General features: G+C 40.1%; 26 protein-coding genes. 15 read left to right on the top strand and 11 right to left on the bottom strand.

Annotated features, from left to right (window positions below; genetic code table 11):
- Positions 1-110: 110 nt before the first annotated feature.
- A complete protein-coding gene (gene rpsU, locus Q0A08_RS12680; RefSeq protein ID WP_009835737.1) occupies positions 111-326 on the bottom strand; it encodes a 30S ribosomal protein S21 in 216 nt (71 codons plus the stop codon).
- Positions 327-806: 480 nt separating this feature from the next.
- On the opposite strand from rpsU, the gene tsaD reads away from it, so the two are divergent.
- Both tsaD and folB read left to right on the top strand, forming a co-directional pair.
- A complete protein-coding gene (tsaD, locus tag Q0A08_RS12675) occupies positions 807-1,850 on the top strand; it encodes a tRNA (adenosine(37)-N6)-threonylcarbamoyltransferase complex transferase subunit TsaD (protein WP_438461917.1) in 1,044 nt (347 codons plus the stop codon).
- A 9-nt stretch (positions 1,851-1,859) separates the two neighbouring features.
- A complete protein-coding gene (folB, locus tag Q0A08_RS12670; protein ID WP_438461916.1) occupies positions 1,860-2,216 on the top strand; it encodes a dihydroneopterin aldolase in 357 nt (118 codons plus the stop codon).
- A 59-nt stretch (positions 2,217-2,275) separates the two neighbouring features.
- Here the strand turns inward: folB and Q0A08_RS12665 are convergent, their stop codons facing one another.
- From Q0A08_RS12665 to Q0A08_RS12630, 8 genes are all read right to left on the bottom strand, one after another.
- Positions 2,276-3,409, bottom strand: a complete 1,134-nt coding sequence (locus tag Q0A08_RS12665) for a tRNA nucleotidyltransferase (protein WP_438461915.1) — start codon at positions 3,407-3,409, stop codon at positions 2,276-2,278.
- Positions 3,410-3,730, bottom strand: coding sequence for a thiosulfate sulfurtransferase GlpE (gene glpE, locus Q0A08_RS12660; protein ID WP_438461914.1), 321 nt, complete (start codon positions 3,728-3,730; stop codon positions 3,410-3,412).
- A complete protein-coding gene (locus tag Q0A08_RS12655) occupies positions 3,727-4,557 on the bottom strand; it encodes a symmetrical bis(5'-nucleosyl)-tetraphosphatase (protein ID WP_438461913.1) in 831 nt (276 codons plus the stop codon). The genes glpE and Q0A08_RS12655 overlap by 4 nt, the downstream gene beginning before the upstream one ends.
- Positions 4,558-4,565: 8 nt before the next feature.
- Positions 4,566-4,940 carry a Co2+/Mg2+ efflux protein ApaG gene (gene apaG / locus Q0A08_RS12650; RefSeq protein WP_438461912.1) on the bottom strand — a complete coding sequence of 125 codons (375 nt, stop codon included), beginning with the start codon at positions 4,938-4,940 and terminating at the stop codon, positions 4,566-4,568.
- Entirely contained in the window at positions 4,933-5,739 is an 807-nt protein-coding gene (rsmA, locus tag Q0A08_RS12645; RefSeq protein WP_438461911.1) for a 16S rRNA (adenine(1518)-N(6)/adenine(1519)-N(6))-dimethyltransferase RsmA, read from the bottom strand. Before rsmA ends, apaG begins: the two co-directional genes overlap by 8 nt.
- Positions 5,740-6,744, bottom strand: a complete 1,005-nt coding sequence (pdxA, locus tag Q0A08_RS12640; RefSeq protein WP_438461910.1) for a 4-hydroxythreonine-4-phosphate dehydrogenase PdxA — start codon at positions 6,742-6,744, stop codon at positions 5,740-5,742.
- Between the two features lie 106 nt (positions 6,745-6,850).
- A complete protein-coding gene (locus Q0A08_RS12635; protein WP_438461909.1) occupies positions 6,851-8,101 on the bottom strand; it encodes a peptidylprolyl isomerase in 1,251 nt (416 codons plus the stop codon).
- Positions 8,101-10,413, bottom strand: a complete 2,313-nt coding sequence (locus Q0A08_RS12630; protein WP_438461907.1) for an LPS-assembly protein LptD — start codon at positions 10,411-10,413, stop codon at positions 8,101-8,103. The genes Q0A08_RS12635 and Q0A08_RS12630 overlap by 1 nt, the downstream gene beginning before the upstream one ends.
- A gap of 93 nt (positions 10,414-10,506) precedes the next feature.
- On the opposite strand from Q0A08_RS12630, the gene djlA reads away from it, so the two are divergent.
- Positions 10,507-11,304 (top strand): co-chaperone DjlA, encoded by a 798-nt coding sequence (gene djlA, locus Q0A08_RS12625; protein WP_438461906.1) that lies wholly within the window; start codon positions 10,507-10,509, stop codon positions 11,302-11,304.
- Here the strand turns inward: djlA and Q0A08_RS12620 are convergent.
- Entirely contained in the window at positions 11,301-12,287 is a 987-nt protein-coding gene (locus Q0A08_RS12620; RefSeq protein ID WP_438461905.1) for a DUF3530 family protein, read from the bottom strand. The genes djlA and Q0A08_RS12620 overlap by 4 nt on opposite strands.
- Before the next feature lie 59 nt (positions 12,288-12,346).
- On the opposite strand from Q0A08_RS12620, the gene rpe reads away from it, so the two are divergent.
- Positions 12,347-13,021, top strand: coding sequence for a ribulose-phosphate 3-epimerase (gene rpe, locus Q0A08_RS12615; RefSeq protein WP_438461904.1), 675 nt, complete (start codon positions 12,347-12,349; stop codon positions 13,019-13,021).
- Positions 13,021-13,701, top strand: coding sequence for a phosphoglycolate phosphatase (locus Q0A08_RS12610; protein WP_438461903.1), 681 nt, complete (start codon positions 13,021-13,023; stop codon positions 13,699-13,701). Before rpe ends, Q0A08_RS12610 begins: the two co-directional genes overlap by 1 nt.
- Positions 13,702-13,753: 52 nt before the next feature.
- Here the strand turns inward: Q0A08_RS12610 and Q0A08_RS12605 are convergent, their stop codons facing one another.
- The gene (locus Q0A08_RS12605; RefSeq protein ID WP_438461902.1) at positions 13,754-14,851 is read right to left on the bottom strand and encodes a mechanosensitive ion channel family protein; all 1,098 of its coding nucleotides are present in this window, start codon (positions 14,849-14,851) and stop codon (positions 13,754-13,756) included.
- Positions 14,852-15,271: 420 nt separating this feature from the next.
- Between Q0A08_RS12605 and Q0A08_RS12600 the strand changes: the two genes are divergently transcribed.
- The 10 genes from Q0A08_RS12600 to tssC all read left to right on the top strand — a co-directional run bounded on the left by Q0A08_RS12600 (position 15,272) and on the right by tssC (position 26,695).
- The gene (locus Q0A08_RS12600) at positions 15,272-16,069 is read left to right on the top strand and encodes a hypothetical protein (protein WP_438461901.1); all 798 of its coding nucleotides are present in this window, start codon (positions 15,272-15,274) and stop codon (positions 16,067-16,069) included.
- Positions 16,066-18,195: an MFS transporter gene (locus tag Q0A08_RS12595; protein WP_438461900.1), complete on the top strand. Its 2,130-nt coding sequence runs from the start codon at positions 16,066-16,068 to the stop codon at positions 18,193-18,195. The genes Q0A08_RS12600 and Q0A08_RS12595 overlap by 4 nt, the downstream gene beginning before the upstream one ends.
- A complete protein-coding gene (locus tag Q0A08_RS12590; protein ID WP_438461898.1) occupies positions 18,192-19,214 on the top strand; it encodes an ABC transporter substrate-binding protein in 1,023 nt (340 codons plus the stop codon). Before Q0A08_RS12595 ends, Q0A08_RS12590 begins: the two co-directional genes overlap by 4 nt.
- A gap of 3 nt (positions 19,215-19,217) precedes the next feature.
- Positions 19,218-21,257: a type VI secretion system Vgr family protein gene (locus tag Q0A08_RS12585; RefSeq protein WP_438461897.1), complete on the top strand. Its 2,040-nt coding sequence runs from the start codon at positions 19,218-19,220 to the stop codon at positions 21,255-21,257.
- The gene (locus tag Q0A08_RS12580; protein WP_438461896.1) at positions 21,258-21,827 is read left to right on the top strand and encodes a DUF6931 family protein; all 570 of its coding nucleotides are present in this window, start codon (positions 21,258-21,260) and stop codon (positions 21,825-21,827) included. It begins immediately after the preceding gene.
- A gap of 9 nt (positions 21,828-21,836) precedes the next feature.
- Positions 21,837-22,127: a PAAR domain-containing protein gene (locus Q0A08_RS12575; protein ID WP_438461895.1), complete on the top strand. Its 291-nt coding sequence runs from the start codon at positions 21,837-21,839 to the stop codon at positions 22,125-22,127.
- Between the two features lie 59 nt (positions 22,128-22,186).
- Positions 22,187-23,563, top strand: a complete 1,377-nt coding sequence (locus Q0A08_RS12570) for an ImpA family type VI secretion system protein (protein ID WP_438461894.1) — start codon at positions 22,187-22,189, stop codon at positions 23,561-23,563.
- A 404-nt stretch (positions 23,564-23,967) separates the two neighbouring features.
- Complete coding sequence (locus tag Q0A08_RS12565) at positions 23,968-24,495, top strand: Hcp family type VI secretion system effector (protein WP_046016645.1); 528 nt, start codon at positions 23,968-23,970, stop codon at positions 24,493-24,495.
- A 218-nt stretch (positions 24,496-24,713) separates the two neighbouring features.
- Positions 24,714-25,220 carry a type VI secretion system contractile sheath small subunit gene (gene tssB, locus Q0A08_RS12560; protein ID WP_046016644.1) on the top strand — a complete coding sequence of 169 codons (507 nt, stop codon included), beginning with the start codon at positions 24,714-24,716 and terminating at the stop codon, positions 25,218-25,220.
- Positions 25,217-26,695, top strand: coding sequence for a type VI secretion system contractile sheath large subunit (gene tssC / locus Q0A08_RS12555; RefSeq protein WP_438461893.1), 1,479 nt, complete (start codon positions 25,217-25,219; stop codon positions 26,693-26,695). The genes tssB and tssC overlap by 4 nt, the downstream gene beginning before the upstream one ends.
- Positions 26,696-26,707: the final 12 nt, after the last annotated feature.

The raw sequence follows: 26,707 nt of genomic DNA, 5'->3' as shown, positions 1-26,707 counted from the left end.
AAAAAAAACGGCTAGTATGAACTAGCCGTTTTCTTGCTATAAGTAGAACCAAGTTCTTCTTATAGATCAACATTTGTTTTGTAAGTAAGACTTACAAGTAAGGCAAAGGCCTAGTACAAACGTTGGAATTTTTTCTGCTCACGAGAAACTTTTTTCGCGTGACGCTTAACTGCAGCAGCAGCAGCACGTTTACGAAGAGTTGTTGGTTTTTCGTAGCATTCACGACGACGAACTTCTGCAAGAACACCTGCTTTTTCACAAGAGCGTTTGAAGCGACGTAGAGCGATGTCAAAAGGTTCGTTATCTTTTACTTTTACAGCTGGCATGTATTTACCTATATTAAAAATGTTTTAAATTTGTTCACAAAAAACGCGAAGATAATACTCTCATTTGTGTAAGCTTTCAAAAGAAGAATGCTTAATCTTTAAAAGAGTATAAAACTCATTAAAAACGTTCTGTGAAGACATAATGATCGGTCTTTATTAATTGTTAGACCTAACTTCATCTCTTTTATCTACCCGTTAAGGTATAGCACTAATTCAAAGCGCTTATATAAAAATATTTGACCTAATAAAGAGTGCTTGGCTTAGCCAAAGCGAAGAAAATCACCTGCCTTTTAATTTAATCTATTTAAAACGGAGCGCATTCTAGGCGTTTTGCTCCTTAAAGTCCAGTTGTTAAGGCATTAACAGACTAATTTGAGCGGATAAAATGAAATTTTGTTTTGCGCTAACCTTTCTACCTGTTTGAGATCAGGTACAATGCTTTGCAAATCTATATCGAATTTATAAAGAGAATAAGCCGTAATGAAAGTGCTAGGTCTTGAAACCTCTTGTGATGAAACGGGTATTGCTATTTATGATACTCAAGCTGGCTTGCTAGCGAATAAAATTTATTCACAAATTGAACAGCATGCTGAATATGGTGGTGTAGTGCCTGAGCTGGCATCTCGAGACCATGTTCGAAAAACCATTCCTCTGATTGAAGAAGTGTTAGCAGAAGCTGGTTTGAATAAAAAACAGTTAGATGGCATTGCTTTTACCACAGGGCCTGGCCTTGCAGGTGCCTTAATGGCGGGGGCGACCATTGGCCGTGCATTAGGTTTTGCACTAGATATACCCACTATTGGAGTACACCATATGGAAGGACATCTATTGGCGCCTATGCTTGAAGAAAAGCAACCTAAGATGCCATTTGTTGCTTTGTTGGTTTCTGGTGGTCATACCCAATTGGTACGCGTTGATGGTATTGGTGAATACAAGTTGTTAGGCCAGTCTCTTGATGATGCTGCTGGTGAAGCGTTCGATAAGGCCGCAAAAATGATTGCCCTGCCTTATCCTGGTGGTCCGCAGATCGCCGCGTTAGCGGCAAAAGGCAAAGCAAGAGACGGTCTTAAATTTCCTCGCCCTATGACTGATAGACCCGGGTTAGATTTTAGCTTTAGTGGTTTAAAGACTGCCTTTTTAACGTCTGTCCATAAAGCCATGGATGACGGTGATATGAATGATGAGTTCAAGGCTGATGTCGCTTTAGCTTTTGAAGAAGCTGTGGTGGATACGCTCGTGATTAAGTGTAAGCGAGCGCTAGAGCAAGAGGGCTTGAAACAGCTTGTCATTGCCGGTGGAGTAAGTGCTAACAAAAGGCTTCAAGCTAGTCTTCAGGCTAAGCTAGCTAAAATACGAGCTAGCGTATTCAATGCAAGACCAGAATTTTGTACTGACAATGGCGCTATGATTGCCTATGCGGGTGCGCAGCGTTTATTAGATGGACAAGTGTCTGATTTGTCTCTAGATATTCGAGCGAGATGGCCCTTGGCAGACCTGCCTGCATTAACAACGAAAAGAAATTAAAGGGTTAACATGACTGATACTGTTTTTATTGAAGGCCTACAGGCAGATGCCGTAATTGGGGTTTATGATTGGGAAAAAAAGATCAAGCAACAGCTGGTCTTTGATCTAGTGATGAATCATGACAACCGTGTGCCCGCTGCTACTGATGATCTATCTAAAACACTGGATTATGAAGCCATTTCAAATTACATAACGGCTTATTGCCAAGAGCATGTGTTTGAGTTAATTGAAACCTTGGCTGAGCGTTTGCTTGAATCTTTGATGGCGAAGTTTGCGCTAACTGAGGTTGAGTTGACGCTGAGAAAGCCTGGAGCAGTGCCTTCAGCAAGAGCGGTCGGTGTAAAAATTAAACGTAGACTTAAATAAACGGCTGCTTAGTTGAGATCAAAAAATGCCCAACTTTTACTTGGGCATTTTTGTTTGTGTTAGTTTATTTCGACTGCTTTTACTAAAGGATTGAGGCTGTTTTCAAGTTTTGCTATTCGGGCTAGTTTGATTGCTTGCCCTAACTCTGCCCCTTTATGTCCCTGTTTCATCATATCTTTCGCGCTAACGCTAGCGATATTTGATCTGAGATCATGCCAGTCATTTATGCTTGTACCTGTTAGTCGGCTTAAAAGCTTGGTGAATTCATTAAAAATTTGAGGCTTTTTGATTGCTGTAAATAAAGCTAGCCACTGATCCCACTCTTCAGCACTCATAGGTAACTTTGTGTTATGCATAAATTCACTGACAAGGTTGGCATAATGCTTAAATTGATTGGGGCAGGTTAATTTATCAAGTGCAGGTGTCAGCTTGTTTGGAGGGGTTTGATGGCAAATATAGGCCCAAACTAAATATTTATTATCAAAAGAAGATAATAAATTTTGGTCTGCTTGCTTTAGTAGGGTCGCAATCGCAGACCACTCAAAGTCTGCTAAAACATGTTCAAGGGCTTGGCAGCTATCTAATACGTTAAAAAAACTCTCAGGGTTAGGATAGCTAAGAGATTTTTCTAGTTCACGCCATATACGCTCTTGGTTTAGGCTTTCTAATTCACCAGATTGACTTATTTGAGTCATTAAAACTAAGGTTTCTGAAGCAATATTAAACCCAAACTGTTCAAAACGAGCGCTAAATCGAGCGACCCGTATGACCCTTAAGGGGTCTTCAATAAATGCATCAGAAACATGACGAAAAATTCGATTATTTAAATCTCTTATTCCCTGATAAGGGTCGATGAGAGTGCCGTCTTTATCCTTAGCAATCGCATTAATAGTCAGGTCTCGACGAGCTAAGTCTTCTTCTAGACTAATGGCGGGCGAGAAATCACAAATAAACCCAGTATAGCCTTGTCCCTTTTTAACCTCGGTTCTAGCTAAAGCATACTCTTCCTTTGTTTTTGGGTGTAAGAACACAGGAAAAAGCTTACCAACCTGTTGAAAATTATGGGAGAGAAGGTCATCCGGTGTAGCGCCTGTGACAACCCAGTCTCTATCTTTGATAGGTAGGTTTAATAGCTCATCTCTAACGGCTCCGCCCACTAAATAGTGAGTGAAAGGGAGTGTTTTTTTTGTCATTTATGACTCAGACTCACTGCGTTCTGGGTGTATTGCTTGCCATTGAGTAAAGCCACCGTTTAGTGAATACGCTTCTTTAAAGCCTTGGGCTGCTAGGTATTCTGCAGCGCCTTTGCTGCTATTGCCGTGGTAACAACAAACAATTAAAGGAGTATCAAAGTCATGCTCATTCACAAAAGCTTCAAGGTTGTCATTACTCAGGTGGATGGCGCCTTGCATATGACCATTTTGAAAGCTCATTAGGTCTCGTATATCAGCAATGTTCGCTTCTTGTTCGATAATCGGTAGGGCGTCTTGTATGTCTATGCATTTAAATGTCATGTTATTGGCCTAATCATGGGACATGGTGTGCTATAGGGCTGCCAATCATTAAGGCATAAGGCGGTTAAGCTACCTCCCCAAACACAACCGGTATCGAGTGCGTGTACTCGTTTCTTTTTTACTTTGCCTTCTAATGAAGCCCAATGCCCAAATATAATTTGGCAATCCTTGGGGAGTTGAGAAGGGAATTTGAACCATTTTTTAAAGTCTTTATTGCCTGACTTATTGGTTGCTTCTTTTGATTTAAGATCAAGTTTGCCTTTCTCGTCACAAAAACGCATACGAGTGAGGTAATTGATAATAGCTCGTATACGGTCAAAGCCAATAAGTTCTGGGTCCCACTGGTTAGGTTTATTGCCATACATGACTTTGAAAAAGTCATTTGCATACTCAGATTGCAACAAATTGCTCGCCTCTTGAGCATAAGCAAGTGTTTGCTCTAAGTTCCAACAAGGAGGAACTCCAGCATGGGACATAATTGCGTTAAACTCAGGGTCGTAATGACATAATGGCTGCGCTTGAAGCCAGTCAAGCAAAACGTCTCTATCTGAAGCGTTTAATATTTCAGTGAGGGTGTCATTGCGCTTTAGATTGGCGTGTCCTCTGGCTATCGCCAGCAAATGAAGGTCGTGATTACCTAATACGATTTTAAGGTTATCTTTTATTGAGTAAAGAAAGCGTAGAGTTTCTAGACTTTCAGGTCCACGGTTAATTAAGTCACCCGCTATCCATAGAGTGTCTTTTTGGGAATCAAATGAGACCTGTTTTAACAGACTAAGTAGTGGCTGAAGGCAGCCTTGAATATCGCCTATTGCATAGGTTGCCATAGCTTTTCCTAGTGAACCATATTTGGCACAGCAAGTTTAAAAATGGGTATTTCTACATCAAACTGTTCGCCATCTTCGCCGAGCATTTGATAGCTGCCTTGCATTACGCCTACTTGAGTGTCTAATACAGCGCCACTTGAATACTCAAAATGACTACCGCTCTCAATTTGCGGCTGTAAGCCAATAACCCCAGAGCCTTTAACTTCCTGTACCTTGTCATTGCCATCTGTGATGATCCAATGGCGAGAGATGAGTTGAGCTTTACTCTTGCCCTCGTTGATAATCTTTACATGATAAGCGAAGACAAAGCGCGAAGCTTCTGGCGTTGACTGATCAATAAGATAGTCGGTACTTACTTCTATTTTAATGTCGTAGTTAGGCACTAGCGGCTTCCTTGTTATCAAGGTAGTTTGCTATCTTGACATAATCTGGTACATCAAGTCTTTCTGGTCTCAAGCCTGCGTCAATTTCAAGTGCTTCAAAATCTTCATTATTTAGAATGCCCTTGTAGTTGTTACGTAAGGTCTTGCGTCTTTGCTGAAAGCCTAGACGAACAGTTCGCTCTAAGGTTTCAAGACTATTTGCCAAATGTGGTTTCTCTCGATAAGGCGTCATACGAACAATAGCTGAATCTACCTTAGGTGCTGGGTCAAAAGATTCAGGACCAACAACAAATAAAGATTCTACTTGGCAGTAATATTGCGTCATGACACTAAGGCGGCCATATAGATTGTCGCCAGGTCTTGCAGCTAGGCGATCAACAACTTCTTTTTGCAACATGAAGTGCATGTTATCAATGATGTCGGCTTGGCTTAGAAGGTGGAAAATAAGTGGCGTCGAAATGTTATAAGGCAGGTTACCAACAACACGAATGTTTCCTTCAGTGGCAAGTTGCGAAAAATCGAATTTCATCGCATCCGCTTCATGAACTCTAAGGTCAGGGTAGCGGAAAAGATTCACTTTCAAGATAGGGATTAAGTCTCTATCTAGCTCTACTACGTCCATAGATTCTGTTGCGGCAATAATACCTTGAGTTAAAGCGCCTTTACCTGGGCCAATCTCAACAATGCGTTGGCCTTTTTTTGGGGCTATACAGGCTACGATATTTCGAATTACGCCATGATCATGAAGGAAGTTTTGTCCAAAGCGCTTTCTCGCCTTGTGGGGTTGTGTTTTGTTCATTTAGGAAACTTTTTTCGCATTATTAGCCATTTCAATGGCGTGGTTGATCGCAATAATTAAACTGCCCTCGTTGGCTTCGCCTGTACCTGCAAGCTCAAGTGCTGTGCCATGATCAACTGAGGTTCTTATGATAGGTAACCCTAGAGTGATGTTGACGGCATTGCCAAAGCCTTTGTATTTTAACACAGGTAAACCTTGATCGTGATACATAGCTAGGACACAGTCACAGTTTTCTAGATTTTTCGGAGAAAAAAGAGTGTCGGCAGGTAAAGGGCCAACCAGTGACATGCCTTTTGCATTTAGCGTTTTTAATACCGGAATGATGGTGTCTATCTCTTCCATACCAAGATGGCCGTCTTCTCCTGCATGTGGGTTTAATCCACAAACGAGAATTCTAGGTTGTTTATGGCCAAATCGCGTTTTTAAATCTTGATTAAGTGCTTCAATAACTTGAGTGAGTGACTCTTTAGTGATTGCACTGCTCACCTCTTTTAGCGGTAAGTGTGTCGTTGCTAATGCGACTTTTAACCCTTCTGTTGCCAGCATCATTACGACTTGATCTGAGTTGCATCTTTGTTGGAAGTATTCAGTATGGCCACTAAAGTGAGTGCCTGTCTCGCATAATATGCCTTTATGAACTGGCGGCGTAACTATGGCATCAAAGTCATTGTTCAGGCAGCCATCAGCGGCAAGTTCTAGAGATTTAATGACAAATTCAGCGTTGTTAACATCCAGCTTGCCTGGCGTGACCTCACATGCCTGTGGGATGTTGATTACATCTAGCTGGCCTGCTGAGTGTGTGAGTACGCTCTCACTGGTTTTATGGTTTTTTATCTTAAGTTCAATGCCTAACTGTTTTGCTCTTTGTTGCAGGATAGTTGAAGAACTTAATACAAGAATTCTTGCGTTAAATGGCTGTTGTAGTGCTTTTAAAATGATATCTGGCGCAATGCCTGCTGGCTCGCCACTGGTAATACAAATAGTCGGTACGGATGATGTGTTCACGGATCTACTACCTAAATTTATGTGTTGCCTAAATTAAAGAGCAAGCTAAACAAAGAGTGCCTACGAAGAGTAGGCACTTGGGCATAACTAAATTGATCAGACCGAATTAAGAATCTGTCTTAATATCAATAAAGGCTTTGCTCTTAAGTTCGTCAAGCCACTGGCTTAAAACTAAATCTTGTTTTTGAGCGATAAGGGCTTGTTTAGCATTCGCTTCTTTTATTTTATCGCTAATATCTTGACTGCGACGACCTTCTACTTTTAATACGTGCCAGCCATATTGAGATCTAAATGGTTTACTTACGCCGCCTACACTTGTTTCGTTCATGACGGCTTCAAACTCAGGCACCATAGTGCCTTGTACAGTCCAGTCTAAATCACCGCCTTTAAGGGCTGAGCCTTTATCTTCACTAAATTCTTTAGCAAGACTAGCGAAATCTTCGCCTTTTAAAATACGTTGGTAAATAGTTTCAAGTGCTTCCTGAGTTTGTTTCTGGTCTCTAATCGCATTAGCCGAAAGCAAAATATGACGGGCTTTAGTTTGTTGTTGAAGTGCATTTTGTGATGACTTCTTATCAATTAGCCATAATAAATGTTGTCCTGCACTACTCTCGATTGGTCCATAGAGTGGGCCGTTACTCGCATTTAATGACTTGATAAAGAGTAAAGGAAGTTGGTTCATTGGGCGCCAACCTAAATTACCGCCTTCAAGCGCTGCTTGGCCGCTGGAATGAGAAATGGCTTGATCAGCAAAATCTTGTTCAGTTTGTATTCTGCTTTTTATTTGTGTTGCTTGTTCTAAGCTTGTAATACCCGCTTTATCGCGTACAAGAATATGTCTTAAATGAACTTGGTCTGTGTTTTTAGATAAAGCTTCGTCTGAATTTAAAAAATCATTAATCTCTTGTTCACTAATAATTATTCTTTGACGAATGACTTGGCCTTTAACCTTACCAAGCAAAATCTCGTTTTTAATCTGATTTCTATAAATCGTATAATCAATGCCTTGCTGCGCTAATGATTTTTTTAGGCCATTTAAGTCCTGATTCATCTTAGCTGCTACATTTAAAATCGCTTTATTCACCTCTTGATCGCTAATACGAATGCCAAGGCGATTAGCATAATTTACTTGTAATGTTTCATTGATCATCTGAGATAAAATTTGACGACGAATGTTATCTGTCATCTGCCCATTTGGCACTCTATCTTTAATGATGTTAAAGCGGGTTGTGATGTCGCTTTCTAATATCGCTTTAGAATCAATGATGGCAGAAATACCATCAATTTTGGTTGCTGCAAAACTGAAACTGCTTGCCACGACTAGGCTTGTGCAAATTAAAGTAAATAGTTTGTTCATTATTCGTATCCAACTTTTCCTGAGTTCCAGTATGTATCGCTTATGCTGCTAACACCATTGTCTTGGCCAATGGTGCTTAGGCTGCGTAAAATAAATTTAAGGAAGATGCCCTTTTGAAACACCTCGTCATCATCGCGCCAATGTTGATAACTTAATTGTGCTTTTACACAGCAATTTTCATATCCTACTCCAGCAATTTTCTTGCTGCGAACATCATCTAGTAAATCATAATCTTCTTGATAAAAAACTGACCAATTTTGATCAACTGGTACGATAGCTGAAAAAGAGGCCTGTTTAGTATCAGTAGCTCTAGTTTCGTCATCAATTTTGTATAAATAGCTAGCTTTTAGGTTGATATTGTTTTTAGGAGAGTAGCTGCTAGCAATTTTTGCTAGCTCCAAATCGTTTTCACTTAAGTCATAGTTAAGAGATAACGACGCGCTAAAAAGTTCATTATGTTTATAACTTAATTCGCTTAAGAGAGGGCTTTCACTTGAGGTATCAATATTAGAATAATAAACGCTATCATCGTCATCGTCATCGCTTCCTGAATCGATATCAATTTTTCTATCAGCTAGGAAAAAAATTTGCCCAAGTTTAAATGCCCAGCGTTCATTGTTGTTATGATCATAAACTCGGCTTTCAACACCAAAAGTAATCTGTTCTGTATCTCCAATCCAATCATTACCGCTAAAACGTGTATGACTAAAAGCTTGTGAATAAGTAAGGGACTTTTCACTAGTATCAAAGTCTGGAATATCGCTTTGATCTTTAAATGGAGCATTCAAGTAGCTAAGCTTAGGCTCTAAAGTTTGTCTCCATAGTTTGGAGTCAATTTCTAATGCTCGCTCAAAACTTATACCTGCATCTAAGTAGTAACTAAAATGATTAACATTAGCATTGTAGTTTGAATTGTTAGTGTAATTGTGTAAATCATAGGACCTATATTGATGTAAGATGCCAGGAGTAAAAAAGCCCCATTGATTACTTTTCTCAAAGTAAATATCTTGGTTTATAACACTTCTTTTTCCATCAATATCGCTTCTATCTGGGTCTTCATAATTTGTAAATTGGAAGTTAGGTTTATAACTTAGCCAGTCATTATCGTAGCGAAAAGAAGAATCAATTCTAGGAGCCCACTCATAAGGTTTATTTTTTGTTGCTATAGGTGTTTGATAACGCTTGATTGCAATAGATGAGGCAAAGTTGCCTTCATTATAATTTAACTTAGTACTACGTTCATAGTTGTCTTCTTCGCTAAGACTAATAGAACTCACTTCAGGTACTTTATTTGCTGTAGGATTATCTTCAAATAAAAGTTGAGCGTTAATGTTTTCAGATATGGTTTGTTTAGACTCCAGTTTTCTTAGAGTTTGTTGGCTTTCTGTATCATGAAAAAAAGTAGACTCTTCATAAGTAGTTAGTCCCCTTTTATTTAAATATCTTGCTTCAATGTCAAAACCTTCTCCTTGATGTTCTATAAAGTTTGGAGTAATGGTAGCGTCAAACTGAGGTGCAAGATTTAGATATATAGGTGTTGAAAAGCTGCCGCCATCATCACTTGAATAGCCAAAAGAAGGAAAAAGGAAGCCTGTTTTTCGGCGTTTATCTAAAGGGAAAGAAATCCAAGGAAAATAGAATACAGGAACCCCCGCTACTCTTATTTGAATGTGCTTTGCTGTACCGAAACCAATGTTAGGATCTAAGGCAATCGAGCTGCCATACATCTGCCATCCACCAGAGCCTGGTTCACAGGTTGTGTAAAAGCCTTCTTCGATAAAAATCACACCGTTTTTAGTTTTGTTGATGTTGCTAGCCTCACCTCTAATTCCTGTCTCATGAAAAACAAACTGAGCATCTTCAAAGAGAATTTCACTGCCTTCTTCAGAGTTGCTAACTTTGGCATTTGACGCCTTAATAAGATGACCTTGTTTGCGGCTTACGACATTACCTGAAAGTTGAAGGTGTTTATCTAGCTCACCTTCAATTTCATCCGCTGCGAAAGATTGGTTTGGCTGAAGAATTTCAGCGCCACCTTTAAGTCGCATCTTGCCTTCGTCCGTGCGCACAATAAGGTCGGCTAAAACGCGAGTATTAGGGTCTTTGTTAACTTTCCATTGGTCTAAGTAAGCTCCCTGACAGAACTGTTTAACTGAAGATAGTTGTTCTTGAGTTAAGGCTTCTCTTGGGTACCAGTCTAATTCTGCTGCTGAAACAGTGGAAATAAAGAAAATACTGTGTAAAAAAATGAACTTGATACGAATCTTGTTGGTCATGCGTTGTATACTGGTTGCTTTAAACAAATTGTGCATAGCAAGGTAGAAATCCCTGTTAGGGTAATAAGTTGGGCTAGATGATAATCTAACCTGTGCTATTTGGGCTACTGATTCTGGAGAAAAGTTCACATGTGGAAGTTGGTTGCGGCTGTTTTGGGTTATTTGTTAATGGGTCCACTGGGTATTTTGCTCGGTTTGGTTGTTGGTCACATTATTGATGCTGGCAAGGCAAATTTAGCAGGCCTAAATATTAAACGTGGATCTGTGCGTCAACAACAGGCCGCTTTTTTTCAAACCTTGTTTCTTTTGATGGGCCGTTTGGCGAAAGCAGATGGTGTTGTATCAACGGAAGAAATCAAACTTGCCTCTGATGTTATGGATAGAATGGGGCTTAAAGGTGAGGCTAAAAAACAAGCAATTGAGCTCTTCAATCAAGGTAAGGCTGCTTCCTTTGATTTAGTTGAAGTGCTCGCAAGCTTTCAAAGTGCTGTGGGTGAAAGAAGTATATTGACTCGCACCTTGGTGGAAATTCTCTTGGTATCTGCCTATGCCGATGGTGATTTTAGCCTGCAGGAAAAATCTTTAGTTTCACAAGTATGTGCCCATTTAGGGATCAGTGTTGCTGAGTTTGAGCAGCTGCATTTGCAAATTAAGCAGCAGGCACAATTTAGACAAAATGGTGGTAGCGCGAGCCACTTGAATGATAAAGAAATGCTGCAAGCTGCATACGATGCAATTGGTGTAACCGCATCAATGACAGATGCTGAAGTTAAAAAAGCTTACCGTAAGCTGATGAGTCAGAATCATCCAGATAAGATGATGGCTAAAGGTTTACCAGAAGAGATGGTGTTAATTGCGAAAGAACGGACGCAAGAGATTCAGTCCGCCTATGATTTAATCAAAAAGACGCGTAAAGCATCTGCCTAAGGTGATTGATAGAAAAGCGACTTGCTGAACTCGGGGAGCGATTTTAATTGCTCCCTTTGCTGTGTGTTTTGCTTTAAAAAGCCCCTAATACGTTGCACTAGTTGTTTTTCATCAATAGTGAACTCGCTGTTACTGGTTACTTTTATTTGAGTATAATTGGGTGCTTGGCTTTCTCTTTGTAGCATAGCAATACGACGAGCTTGCGCATAATGTCGATCAAACTGGTTGGGTCTAATATAATAATCAAGGACAGGTTGAGCGCTTCCTTTTAATAGCTCAACAAAAGGGAAGTAGGCAAGTTGGTTTGGTGTACTTGCAGAAATCAAGATAAGCGCGCCAGTACTTAATTGCTTGCTAGTACTGTATTTAAGTGCGTAAGTGGCACTCGTGCCATAGCCTAAAAGGCTGATGTTAGATATTCCTTTCTCATTCGCAAACGCGATACTCGCATCTATTCGGCCAAACACTACCTCTTCATTGGTTAATAAGGTGTTATCTTCAACTTGATCGGTTTCATTATCTTCTTTAGGAGTAAAACTTAGTGCTTCTTTTTTTGAGCTATCTGGTACCTCAATGGAAATTGTGCACCAACTACTTTTGGTTAGTTCTGATCTTACTGGGTTAATAACATTAGGCCAGTCTGGGTGTTCATTGTTTCCATGGAGTAAAATGATGCAGCCTTGAGGGTCGTTGCTTTGAGCGACTTTGTGTAGTGCTAAAAATGTATCTCCTTGAAAACTGAGATTTTCTATTTCATCTGCTGCATTCATTTCAATTTGACGTGTGAGCGCTTCAATGCGTTTTACTTGTGATGGAGTAAAGCTGCGCTCTTGAAGAGGTTTGCTGGCAGGCATGTTTTCTGTCCCTGCTGTATTCTCATTGGCTTGTGTTTCATCACCTGTAGCTTCATCCGCTGCGAATGCAGAAAAAGAGAAGAGAAATAGAAGAAGGATGAATCCCTTTATCTTATTTTTATATCTCATAAATACTTATCTTTCAAGCCTTGTTAGAATAAGCCAAATTTTACTCTGGAATTAGCGATATGAATGATTTTGTAATAGCTCCATCAATTCTTGCGGCCGACTTTGCGCGTTTAGGTGAAGAGGTCGACTCTGTTCTCAATGCTGGTGCAGATATTATTCACTTTGATGTAATGGATAATCATTATGTGCCTAATCTAACGATAGGGCCAATGGTATGTAAAGCTTTGCGTGATTATGGGGTGACGGCAGAAATTGATGTGCATCTTATGGTTAAACCTGTTGACCGCATGATAGAAGACTTTCTAAAAGCGGGAGCTAGCTATATTACTTTCCACCCAGAAGCCAGTGAACATATTGATCGCTCACTGCAAATGATTAAAGAAGCTGGCTGTAAAGCGGGCTTAGTATTTAATCCAGCAACCCCTTTACACCATATGAAGCATGTTATGGATAAGTTGGACATGGTGATGCTTATGTCTGTTAACCCAGGATTTGGTGGGCAGAAATTTATCCCTGAAACGTTGGATAAGCTGAGAGAAGCAAGAGCCTTAATTGACGCAAGTGGTTATAACATCCGTTTAGAAGTTGATGGTGGCGTTAGTGAAAAGAATATTGCTGAGATTGCCGCTGCTGGTGCGGATACTTTTGTTGCCGGTTCTGCCATCTTTGGTAAGCAAGATTATAAGGTTGCTATTGATGCTATGCGTTCAGAGCTTGCGAAAGTAGAACGCTAATGAGAACGCCTAAGCATTTTAAAAAATGGTTTGAAGCTTGGCCGCAGTTAGTGTGCTTTGATTTGGATGGAACCTTAGTTGATAGTGTGTCTGATATCGCTTTGGCGGTAGATAGCTTTCTTGTTGAACAAGGTAAACCGCCTGTCGGCGAAGATCAAGTACGCCAATGGGTAGGTCAAGGTGCTGCGAGTCTTGTTCGTAAGGCAATGTCTTGGACAGACCTTGATGAAGAGTCTTATGAAGATTGTTATTGCAGCTTTTTAATTGCTTATAAAAGTAACTTAACGCAAAAGACGCAATTATATGCAAATGTATTGGACTTGTTGAAAGCGCTAAAGGCCAATCATGTGCCTATGGCCTTGATTACCAATAAGCCAAGCGCATTTGTTAAACCCATACTTGAGCACTTTGAGATCAGTGATTACTTTTCTTGGATTTTAGGTGCTGACACTTTGGAAGAGAAGAAACCTTCTCCTTTGCCTTTGCTGTTTTGTGCTGAGGCGATTGAAGCAGAGCAGGATCAATGTGTCATGATTGGTGATTCGCAAACAGATAGTCGTGCAGCTGTTGCGGCAGGTTTCAAAAATGTCTTAGTGACCTATGGCTATCATCAAGATGTTGATTTGAAATCTTTAGAAGCGGATTTGCTTATAGATGATCTAGTCGAGTTACTTCTTTAAAGTAAGTGTCACGATCTGAAAAGGCAGCCAAACAAAGTTTGGCTGCCTTTTTTTATGCTTCTGGATGGATATTTGGCTCTGTTTGAACTTTTAATGTTTGGGTTGGGAAGGCCAGCTCTGCCTTATGGCTAGCAATAATGTCGATAATCTTAAGTAAAATGTCCTGCTTTACTTCATGGAAGCGAATCCAATTAGTGGTTTTTGTAAAGGTGTAGACGAAGAAATCAAGTGAAGAGGGACCAAACTCATTAAAGCTAACTATCATGGTTTGGCTACTATCTATATCTTGATGTGTTTTAAGCATGGCTTTAATGTCGCTCATTATGCTTGCTAAAGCATCAACATCATCATATCTAATGCCTATTTTTTCATAGATTCTGCGATGTGACATGCGAGAAGGATTTTCCACAGAGATAAGGGAAAAGGTGGCATTTGGAACATAAAGAGGGCGTTTGTCAAAGGTTCTAATTCGGGTTTGACGCCAACCAATATGTTCTACAGTACCTTCAATTTCTTTATCGGGAGATCTAACCCAATCTCCCACTGAAAACGGGCGATCAAGATAAACCATCAAACCGCCAAAGAAGTTTGCAAGTAAATCTTTTGCCGCAAAACCTACTGCGATACCCCCTATGCCACCAAATGCCAGAATCCCAGAAATACTCACGCCTATCGTTTGTAAAACTACGAGTGCTGAGATAATTAGTAGGCTTGCTTTGATGAGCTTACCAACGGCTGATACCGTCGTTAAGTCCATCGGGTGTTTCATTTTTACGGGAGATATTAATATTTGTTCGCAGCGTTTAACTAAACGTGAAACAAACCAAGTAAGCAGGACGATAAGACCTATTTTACGTAATGCGTCTAAACTTGTTTGAGAAAAAGCCCCCATCTCATTATTGGAAGTTTGAGAAATGATTAATAAGCCTAACCCCCATGTGAAATATTTAATAGGTTGTCTGGCAGCCATTAAAAGGGCTTTGTCCCAAGGGTTTTTTGTCGATTTAAGTTGTAGCAGTATGCGCGAAATGAGTTTTGAAATGATGAGATGAATAAACAGGGTGATGATTAATATAAATGCAATTTTCACTAGCCAATGCATTTGAGATTGGCCAAGCCCTACATAGTTAATAAAAATATCCCAATTCATTGTGATCTTCTCGTCTGATTCTTATATAAAGTGAGCGATATAGTACTTTAATGACTGTGATTATTGACTAAAAATAATAGGTTTTAACTAAATACAAACGAATAAGTGTTTAAAACCTTATTTTCTGCAGATAAGTGTCTTCAAGTTGGCATTATGTGAAATATACCTGCTTAATGTCACGTTTTTTTAAGAAACTATGATTAAATAGCTCTTTTACGAATTTTTTTTTGAATTACACGCTTTCTACACAATGATTCAATAAGATAAAAACTATCTAATAAACCAGTTATTAATATAAGTGATTGGTTTGAATGTTGGTATTTTTTGTTTTATGTGTGCTCGATAGATTGATCTATCCTTGATAAGAGACGAAATTGCGAGTGGGTTTGTTTATCGATTATGCATGGAGATAATTGAATAATGAAAATTTTTATTGAGATTCACCTCAGGTTTGTAGCAACTGTTTGGCTGATTCTTATGGCTGTTTTAAGTTTGCTTTACCTCATTAATTACATGAAATTCGATAGTTTGATGTCTGGTGTTGTTTCATCAAAATTAGAGGTGATTTCTTCGTCATTAGAGTCCTCCATATTAAAGGCAGAGCGCTTAGGTATTCATCTGAAATCTGCAAATAATTTACCTGATTTAATGGAGCGGGCGAAATCACGAGACGTCAATGTAAAGCTTATCCATATTATAGGTAATGATGGCGTCGTAATTTATTCCACAGATTCGCAGTTGGTTGGGCAAAAAGTAGAGGCAAACTTAAGTAAAAGAGCGCTTCGTTCAACCGAAGCTAACTGGATGTTAGCAACAGATAAAGATCTCTACAGTGGACTGCAATTAAAAGACAGTTTTGACGAACTTATTGGTAGTGTCGTGATTCAGTACGATAAATCTTCTTTTTCAGGTACTTATGCGCAAGTTAGATTGCACTTACTGGAAATGACTGTGGGCATTTTCTTAATTTTCTCATTAATTGTCTTTTTAGTTATCAGGCTGTGTTTTGGCGATATTAGTGGTGTTATCCATCTGATTGAACAGTATACAGGTGGTGAGAAAGTGACTAAGACATTTGATGCGCCTGAAGGCTCCCTTGCTTTTAAATTGGCAGAGCAAATGAAGCAAGGTGAGCAAATGAAAGCTCAAGTCAGTAGCGAGTTGGATGCTATTCAAACTCTTAAGGAAAAACAGAAAACTGAGGGTTTGTCTAAATGAATGAAGTAAAGAGCATGTCTGGCTTTATTAATAGCCGCTTAATCTTAGTGACGGTGTTGAGTGCATTATTCGCCTCTGTCTTGAGTACCTTATATACCTTGATAGAGTTTGATTTTGCACTGGAGCCTGAGTTACTTAAAAAGGCAAATGCTGTGGCTGAAGTTATCCACGATGACGTGCAACTAGCCACTAGTGTTGGTATTCCTTTTGATCAAATTGAAGGGATGGACTCTTATCTTTCAGATACCCTTTATAAATATCCTGAGCTGACATTTGTTGCCATAGTGTCTGAAAAAGGCAGTCTTCTTTATAGTGCGGGTACTACGCCTAATCTAAGCCGTATTAAACCTGAATCTTTTAATATGGAGCATCCTAATTTTCTAGAAGAAAATATAGTGGAGCGTCTAATTCAGGGGTCAAAAGAGCTGTATGGGATCTTTTTTAGTGATGTGTCAGCAAATCAAGGTAGAGACCTATTTAAGCTTGAAATGGCTCTTGAAGATAAAACCTTAGGTTATGTACTCGTTGGTTTAGATTCTGGCTTTATTCAATCGCAACTTACAGATGTATTTTTTGATGTGGTGATTGTATTAGTTGCTGTACTGCTAGTGTGTTTTGAAGTCGTCATGGTGGTGGTGATGTTTTATGTATCAGAGCCACTTAAAGAGTCAGAAAGTTTGTTGCAAAGGCAGGCTGAAGGTGATTTTTCTGTTAATGAGAAGGTTATTACCAAGGGCGTTTTTGGTAATTTTATTGGCAAATTAAATCAGGACTCCAAAGATTTACAGGCCCAATTTCAATCCGCAGTAAAAATAGTTGAACAAGAGAACATACAAAAAACTGAAACCTCGGCTAAGTCTCATTTACAAAAAGTCGCAGAGAAGTTTCGTTTGCAGAATGTGCTTAATGTAAAAAGTGGCGATATCGTTGATGCTCGTATCCCTTTGTTTGTTTTTTCTTTAGCTGAAGAATTGCAAAAATCCTTTATGCCTTTGTTTGTCTCTGAGTTATATGAAGCCGACTCTTGGATCTCAAAAGATGTGATGCTGGGCTTACCTATCTCTGTTTTCATGCTTGTTATTGCATTAGCTACGCCATTTGCTGCTGGCTGGGTCGATAAATGGGGGCAAAAGCCATTATTCCTAATTGGTTTAATTCCTGCTATTTTAGGTTACTTAGGTTGTTACTTTGCGCAAGATGCGATGGATATTGTGATTGCTCGAGGTGTGACCGCGCTTGGATATGCCGTTATTACGATTAGTTGCCAAAGTTATATTGCGGCTGTTGTCTCTTCTGAGAATCGGGCTAAGGGTATGGCTATTTTTGTCGGCGTACTCATGACCGCAACCATGTGTGGTACTGCTTTAGGTGCGATTATTGCCGATAGGGTTGGTTACCAACCAGTGTTCTTACTTTCGGCTATTTTATCAAGCTTTGCTGGTGTGCTGGCATGGAGAATGTTCTCGGGTAAAGTGAGTACGGCTTCCTCTGTCGCTAGCCAGAAAGCTAAAGGCGGCCTTTTATTGCTAGCGCGTAACGTCAAGTTTGTTTGTATCATCATCTTCTGCGCCATTCCAACTAAGATAATTTTGACTGGCTTTTTGTATTTTATGGTGCCTTTATATTTGGTGTCACTCGATGCAAGTCAGTCCGAAATTGGTCGAGTCATGATGGTTTACTCTTTGATTATTATTCCACTTAGTCCTTTGGCGTCAGGTATCGCTGATAAATCGGGCAAGATGAAAGAGCTTGTATTGCTTGGTACTGTCTTGTCTGGCGGGATCCTAATATCTCTCTATGGCGAAGCTTCATTTTATAAGCTGTTGCTGGCCGTTGCTTTAATGGGTGTTGCTCACTCAATTTTAAAAGCACCGTTAATTGCTTCGGCATTGGAAGCGGCTGAAGCGACGCCTGAAGTAGGGCGCACTAAGGTGTTAGGTATTCTAAGAACCGCTGAGCGTATCGGTAGTGTGTTAGGGCCTGTATTAGTTGCGACATTGCTGACCTTGTATGATTTTGGCGAAGCCATGGCCATTGTTGGCACGGGTGTCTTGATATCCGCTTTGTGTATGTTTATTTTCCTTCGTGTGCCAGATGCTAAGCAGGATGCAGGAGCAGAATCATGAAACTCTTTATTACTCTGATATTGTTATTTACACCCTTCTTGGCCTCTGCCGCCAAAGTGTTTGATGCGGCTAATCCGGCCACTGTTTATATGGTGGTTTGGCGTGGCTGTGAAGATGCTTGCCTTGGGTTTAAAAGCTATATCAAAAACAATAATTTACCTGTTAATTTGATTGTACGAGATGTGGCAAGAGATAAAACTCGTATTGCTCATTACCTTGCTGAAGCGAAAGAGCTAAAGCCTGATCTTGTAGTGACCTGGGGAACCAGTGTGTCGAAGGGCATGATAGGTACTATGGGTGAGTTTGGGTCACAAACTAAGCTTGGGGAGATTCCTGTGATGTTTATGATAGTGGCTGACCCTTTAGGGGCAGGCATTATCTCTTCTTATCAAAGCAGTGGTAGAGCTAAGGTGACAGGTATTCGCAACCGAATTTCTGAAGATGTGCAAATTAGAGCAATGAGAGAGTATTTCTCACTTACTCGGATGGGCGTTATTTATTCTGAAGGAGAATTGAATTCAGTTCTAAATACCAAAAAACTGCACGCCTTATCACAGGAAATGGGTTTTGAATTAATTGAAAAAACGTATCAGCTTGATGCCAATAACACGCCTTTACCTGGTCAATTTGATCAGGTGATGAAAGATATGGCCGATGAGAATGTCGATGTTGTTTATGTTGGCTCAAGTTCTTACAACCTAGAAAACAAAGATGAGTTTACACGTGCGGCAGTAAGGCATGCATTGCCTGTTGCCAGCGCTTACGATGTGATGGTGACAGAATCTGACGGCTTAATTGCGGTTGCTAACAAATACTATAATGTTGGGCGTTTGGCGGCTAATCAGGCAAATAAAGTTTTGTTCGAACAGTCTGTGCCAGGAGATTTACCCATCGCCGAATTAAGTCGATTCTCCATGTTTATTAATATGGACGTAGCACGAAACTTATCTTTGTATCCTCCTATTCAGTTATTACGATTTGCTGAATTGATTAATCCTGACTCACATAATGAAGATTAGACTATGGATGATTTATTAGAACCGCAAAGCAGTAATTTGGTAATCGCCAATAGTAGTGGTGATGAGTTTGTTGTGACTAGCATGTCAGTGACAGAAGGGCTATCTGAACTTTCTGTAATAGAGGTCGAAGTGCTCTGTCAGGATGTGTCTCCAGAAGATTGGGTCGGTGATCAGGTTACTTGTTCGTTATACTCAGCTCCTGGCGATAGCCGTAGTTCGGTGCGCGAATACTCAGGTTATGTTGTTGCTGTGAATGGCTTAACCCAAAGTGTGCAGTCACGTAGTCGTGGCATGAGGTTGACCATTAAGCCTTGGTTAGCATTGCTAGGTTATAGTGGCAGTTGCCGAGTATTTCAGGAGGTCTCAACGCAAGATATTGTCACCTCTATTTTTGATGAGCTTGGGTTTAGTGGCTGTTACACAGTAAATAGTATGCCTTCGTCAACACGTGCTTATTGCTTACAATACAATGAATCTGATTTGGATTTTGTAACCCGTTTATTGGCTGAAGAAGGTGTGCATTTTTACTTTGATGCTGATGCTAATTCGGCAAAAATGATACTTCAAGATGCCTCTAAACCCTTCTCAAAAGATGGTAAAGCAAGCTTAGACCATGTGGCAAAGCCGAGTGGTGAGAATGACTTAGCAACACTTTGGGAGCCGCAAAACCAGATGCATAGTGCCAGTATTGAATTGGCTTCTTATGATTATAACCAGTCAAAGCTCATTACAAGTAAAGCTCAATCATCTAAATACAGTTTATCGGGCAATACTAAGCTCACTCAATATCGATATCCTGCCTCAAGTATTACAGGGTTGATGGATGATTATGCAAGCCCTCTAGCCGTTACAGAGAGGGCTCAACTTGATTCTCACTACACGAGTATAAAAGCCAGAACCGATACTATCTCTATTTCCGCTGGCCGTTATCTTGATATGAGTTCGCATCCAAATAGTGGTCAAGAAGGGAGTTACTTGATTACACGCGCAGCCTATCAGTTTGATGCAAATGGTAGCTCTGCTTTTGATAAAGAAGCTGAGTTTATCTGTGTACCAGAAGATCATTTGTACTATCCAGATATTGTGGAAAAGCCTGTGATTCATGGATTGCAAACAGCGGTAGTTGCAGGAACTACAGATGATGAGCCTGCGGCAGATGAACTAGGGCGAGTGCGCATTAAATTTCATTGGGACTCAGAAACGGGGGATAAGACGAGCTGTTGGGTTCGTGTTGCTCAACCTATGGCTGGTAATGGCTATGGCTTTCAATTTTTACCAAGAGCAGGTCATGAGGTGTTGGTAAGCTTTATCAATGGCGACCCAGATCAGCCTGTAGTGGTTTCGAGCGTTTATAACAGTACTCATAAACCCCCTTACCCAACACTAAATACTACTGAATCAGGGATTAAGACCCAGCAGAAAGGTGAATCGAACGAAATTCGTTTTGATGATAAAGCTGACGAAGAGGCTTTTTACACTCATGCAGCGAAAGATTACACCAATGAGGTCGTGAACGATTCATTCGAGATTGTCGGTAATGAAAAATCTGTGGCGGTAACGCAAAGTATTACTCAAACGGCAGATGTGGATTTTGCTGTTACAGCGAAAGAGAATATCGCTCTAACAGCCGAGAAAGCCTATACCCTAAATGCAACAGATTCTATTTCTGAAGACAGTAAAGAGATCACTTTAACCGCGTCAGACACACTTAAGCTGGTGGTGGGGGATAGTGAAATTGTTATGTCGAGTTCATCAATAGATATTACCAGTGGTAGCGTAACCATCTCTGGCAGTTCCAGTATCTCTATAGAAGGCGGTAGTTTGTCGCAATCCGGCACCTCTGTTTCAATTGATTCGGATGCATCTATGGACTTAAGTGCTGGAGCTAGTTTGACAGCAAAAGCAACGGCAACATTAACTGCGCAGGGGTTGAACGCAACTCTTCAGGGAGATGTTGGAGCAACGGTAACGGGTAGCGCGACAGCTGAAATTTCAGCAGATGGTATGACAACCGTTAAAGGCGGTATAGTGATGGTGAATTAGATGCTAAAGAAAATACCCTTAACATCATGTGAGAAAGTGTGGGAAAGATTTAAATCCTCAGATGAAGCAGATGAAATAGTCGATCTAAGTTCTGAGCCAAGAGTGATTATTGAAAGCTTACTTGGGGCCGGTTTGTATCAAGACTTGGTGCATTTTTATTGTCATGCTTTGCCGATGCGAGAAACTATTTGGTGGAGTATCTGTGTGCTTGAATTGAGACAGGATGTTTTAACAAAAGCAGAGTTGTCTTTATTTAATGCCTGTAAGGATTGGGTAAGAGAGCCACAAGAGCCAAAGAGACGCTATATTGAGAAACAAATGCAGCAACTAAAGAACGAAAGTTTTATTCGTTGGCTGGCTCAAGGTGTTTTTTGGAATGGTAGTGGCAGCATTGCAGAAATTAGTTTGCCTGTTGTTATGCCTGCTGAGTTTTTATACTCCAAAGCGATTGCGGGTGCGATTAATACAGCAGCTGTCCTACCTGAATGGAAAGGACGTGATAAGTTTTATAAGCAAGCTTTTGCCAGTGCGTTCGATATCGCACAAGGCGGTAAAGGCCTGATTAACTAGGAGGTTTGTATGAGTTTAGCTGCAAGGTTAACGGATACACATGTATGTCCTATGGTAACGGGTGTGGTTCCTCATGTTGGCGGAATCATTTCAGGCCCTGGTCAAGCAACAGTTTTAATAGGAAGTCTGCCTGCTGTGTGTCTGGGTGATATGGCCATTTGTGTTGGTCCACCAGATACCATAGTAATGGGAAGTGCTACGGTACTTATTGGCAGTGTGCCAGCCGCTCGCATGGGGGATACAACCTCTCATGGTGGCTCTATCGTATTAGGGTGTGCGACAGTCATGATTGGCGGGTAGAGTGAGCCCGTGAGCTCCTAAAAATGAATAATAATTAAATATAATTGAGATAATATTTTATGGCGCAATTATTGGAAGCAATTTCTGCGGATGCACCTTGTGGTGAGTATTTAAAAGATAATCGAACCTTGTTTCGAGGCTTACGAAACTATTTTAACCAGGCTCAATCCTCTTATCGTCAGTTAATGGAGTCGCCAGATGCCATGCATGATGAAGAGTTGTTGACTCAAAATGCTGCCAATTGGAATGAGCTTTCTAACCAATGTGAAAAAACCATTGAGACAGTCTCTAAAGATGTTGAAGTGATGTGTTGGCTAAGTGCGGCTCAACCCTTTTCACATCAACCGCTGGAAAACTTAGCAAGTGTATTGGCAAGCTTCACTCAATTGGTGAACACTTATTGGGATGATCTGCACCCAAAGCCTCCTGAAAAGAAATTAAAGTCTGAAGACGATGCTGGTAAAGCGCGTGAATGGGCTGAATTTCGAGTTAAGCCATTTTTGCAACTAGTGGGTGAAAGAGATGGTACTGGTCTCTTATCTATGCCATTACAAAGTATTAGTTTTATTGGAGCTATTGACTATAGTCGTTATTATTCAGCGGAAAGAGACGGTCAATTAGAAGCGTTAAAATCAGAAGCATCTCAGTATATTTCAAGTAATAAAGAGCAAGTAAAAGAAACGATTTTAGCGCTTGGTGAAATTAAGCAACAGTTACTTGCGCTTGAGGCGAGTATCGTAGAAAAGTGCCGAGATGTGAGCGCTCAGCCAGTCAGTTTTAGATTTATTAACCAAACTGTTGATAGGCTTATCAATGCAAGTCACTACTTAGTGGGTAGCTTGATTGTACCTTGGCCTTTGGATGTTCAAGAGCCTGCATCCGTTGAACAGACTAGTACAGCAGAATCTGCACCTACTGCAAGTGAGTCCCTCACACAAGCGCCATCAGTTGGAGAAGTATCTATGCCTAATACCGTGACGAATGAGGTGGTTTCCCTACAAGGTAAGGTAGGAGAGGAAATTTATACTCGTGATCAGGCTTTTCAGCAGCTTAGGCAAATTTCAGATTACTTTAGCCGTACCGAGCCACATAGCCCAGTTTATATGTTGTTAGAGAGGGCAATTAGGTGGGGTTATATGTCTTTACCTGATTTGTTAAATGAAATGGTCGGTGAAGATGACAAGATGATGGGGCGTATGTATCAATTAGCGGGTTTAGAAAGTGTAGATAAAACGGTGATCCCAGACCCGACAATTTCTGCATCTGAACTTTCGCATAAGCAACAGTCTGCGCCAGTTAAATATAATGCGCCGCCAGTTTCAGTTCCAAAAACTGAAAAAGTGGAGACGGTAGCAACGAATGAGCCTGTGAAACAAGAAGAAACTGTGCAGGATAATTCGGCAAGCTCAGGAAACTTATCTTCGTTTGAATGGTAGGTTTATTTTGCTAGTTAATTGTTTTTTAAGAAAAATACTGTAGTGTTTTAATGATAGCTTTATATAGTCGACTATTTTCTTCTATGTAGTTTGGTATCAAGAATAAATGAAATATGAAGAAGTGGTGGATCTTTAGCCGCTTAAATTTACAGTTAGCTGATATAGCAGTAATCTATTTATCAACAGAGAGAATATTACGAAAGAAGAACGAGAAACTATTTTAGTATCAATTAAATACTTGCTAGTTGATCCACTACTTTCATTGAATTGTCGCGAGACAGGTCTATTGTTAATTGCTTAGTAATTTTTTGAATGAGTTGTATAGAATTAAGCAACGCATTTATTGGCTAGGTTATCGCTTGAATAAAATTGAAAAAACAAAATTTAAATAGAGGAAATAAAACATGGCTACTATTTACATGCGTATTGACGGTGTTGACACAATCAATGGTGCTGCGACTATTGGTGAAGTTGGTGGTAAGAAAGGATTCTTCGCAATTGACTCCCTTTCTTGGGGTGCAGTGCGCGGTGTTACTGTTGATGTTGGTAATGCAAACAACGCTGACCAAGGTATGGTTGGTCTAGGCGAATTAAGCATTTCTCGTCAATCTGATGGTGCGAGCCCATTGCTTACAACTTTCTTGTTCTCACCAGGTGCTGAAGGTAAAACATGTGAAATCATGATTACTAAACCATCTCGTGAAGGTAACGGTGCTGATCCATATCTAGTTATCACAGTTGAAAAATCTCGTATTGCTAGCTACAACGTAGGTTGTGGTGACGGTTCTTTGCCAAGTGAATCTTTTGCTCTAGCTTATGCAACTATGAGCTTAACTTACTACTATGAAGATGATGCAGGCAAAATCCAAAAAGGTGATGTGATTAAATATGACGTTCCTACAGCGACATTGGCTTCTAAAGCTGCTTTATAAGTCGCTTTAAAATCAGAGTTAATTATTAAGCTTGTGGTCATAGTGTCCATAAGCTTAATTGCTGTTAACTCAATATCAGTTTTGTTTGTTATTGCTTAAAAGTTTAGCTATCAAAATAATTGGTTAGTGATTTAAAAACGACTGTTTTGATTTTTTAAACGGTAATAACGAGCTTAGTAATGCTTATTACTAGTGTGTACAAATAACGGAGAAAGATTATGGCGTTAAACTCGCAGCATAAACGGGTCAGTAAAAACCGTGTCAGCATTACTTATGATGTTGAGACGAATGGCGCGGTAGAAAATAAAGAATTGCCATTTGTTATTGGTGTAATTGGTGATTTTTCAGCTCACAACGATGACAGAGAAGATTTAGAAGACCGTACTTTTTATCAAATTGATAAAGACAACTTTGATACGGTAATGAAGCGTGTTGGCCCAGAATTGAAACTTAAAGTTGATAACACACTTTCTGATGATGACAGCCAATTTGAAGCTGAGCTTAAATTTAATTCAATGAAAGATTTCGAACCAGATTCTTTAATTGAACAAGTAGAGCCACTGAGCAAGTTAGCAGAAACAAGACAACAGCTTAAAACCCTATTGTCTAAAGCTGACCGTTCTAGAGATTTAGAAAAGCTATTAAAAGAAGTTCTACAAAGCGCAGATACAATTAACGCTCTATCAAGCGAACTGGGTATTGAACCGAATGGGGGAGAAGAATGAGTACTGAATTAGAAAATCAAGCTGGTGCTGAAGGCGCTGAAGGCTCTTTAAGCTTTCTTGATCGTGCTATTGCTGCAACAACACAAACCCCAGAAGATACAACCAAAGAGCTTTTTTCTGTATTAGCTGAACAAGCTTTAGACGGTACGGTTGTTTGGGATAAAAACCTAACTAAAACAATCGAAAATGCGATTGCTGAAATTGATAAGCAAATGTCTCGTCAATTATCAGAAATCATGCAGCAAGATGATTTCCAACGTTTGGAAGGCTCTTGGCGTGGTCTAGGTAAGCTGGTTCGTGAAAGTGAAACCGGTCAAAGCCTAAAAATTAAATTAGTCGACTTCCAAAAAGACGAATTATTAGAGCAATTTGAAGATGCGCCAGCAGTAGATCGCAGCCCATTATTCGATGCTTTATACCAAAAAGAATTTGGTACAGCTGGTGGTGAGCCTTACGGTTTGTTGCTAGGTGATTTTAACTTCTCGCATAAAGATGAAGATGTTTCTCTATTGCGTTATATGGGTGAAACAGCGGCTGCAAGTCATGCACCATTTATTGCTGCTGCAAATCCAGAAATGTTTGAAATTGATTCATTCACAACATTTGATGAAGGTAAGCCAGTTGCCGCTGGATTTGATTCACCAAGCTATGCTGCGTGGAATGCCTTTAGAGAAAGTGATGATGCTCGTTATGTAAGCTTAACTTTACCGCAAACACTTGCTCGTCTTCCTTATGGTGAGAAAGGTTTGTCGACTGATTCATTTAATTATGAAGAGTTAGGTACAGATGCAGAGGGTAATCCTCTACCTAAAGACAACGATCAATTGGTTTGGTCTAACGCTGCGTTTGAACTAGGTCTAAAAATGAGTCAATCTCACACTGCATTTGGCTGGTGTACAGCGATTCGTGGATTAGAGAATGGTGGTAAGGTAGAGAACTTACCTAATCTGACCTACCTATCTGATGCGGGTGATATTCAGCAGCAGTGTCCGATCGAAGTGAACCTAACAGATGAGCGTGAGAAAGAGTTAAGTGACCTTGGCTTCTTACCACTAGTTCATTATAAAAATACCAACTTTGGTGTTTTCATTGGTGGTCAAACAACACAAAAACCAAAAGTGTTTGTTGATCCTGATGCAACTAGTAATGCAGCAATCTCTGCACGCCTACCTTACATCATGGCAAGTAGCCGTATTGCGCACTACTTGAAAGTGATGGGTCGTGACATGTTGGGTTCTAACTTAGAAGCGTCTGACATTCAAAAAGATCTGCAAACATGGATTGACCAGTATACAAACTCTGGTGCTGTGGGTAATGAAGAAAGATCTAAGACACCGTTATGTGAGTCTCGTATCCAAGTGGTAGAACAGCCTGGTCGTCCTGGTTCATATTCTGCAGTCGCTCACCTACGTCCTTGGTTACAACTAGAAGAGCTTACTACGTCTGTTCGAATGGTAACTAAAATACCTGGTTAAGCTTTTTAAGTG

The sequence above is a fragment of the Marinomonas sp. PE14-40 genome (assembly GCF_051623805.1).
Taxonomy (GTDB): domain Bacteria; phylum Pseudomonadota; class Gammaproteobacteria; order Pseudomonadales; family Marinomonadaceae; genus Marinomonas.
This window is presented reverse-complemented; position numbering and strand designations above follow the sequence as displayed.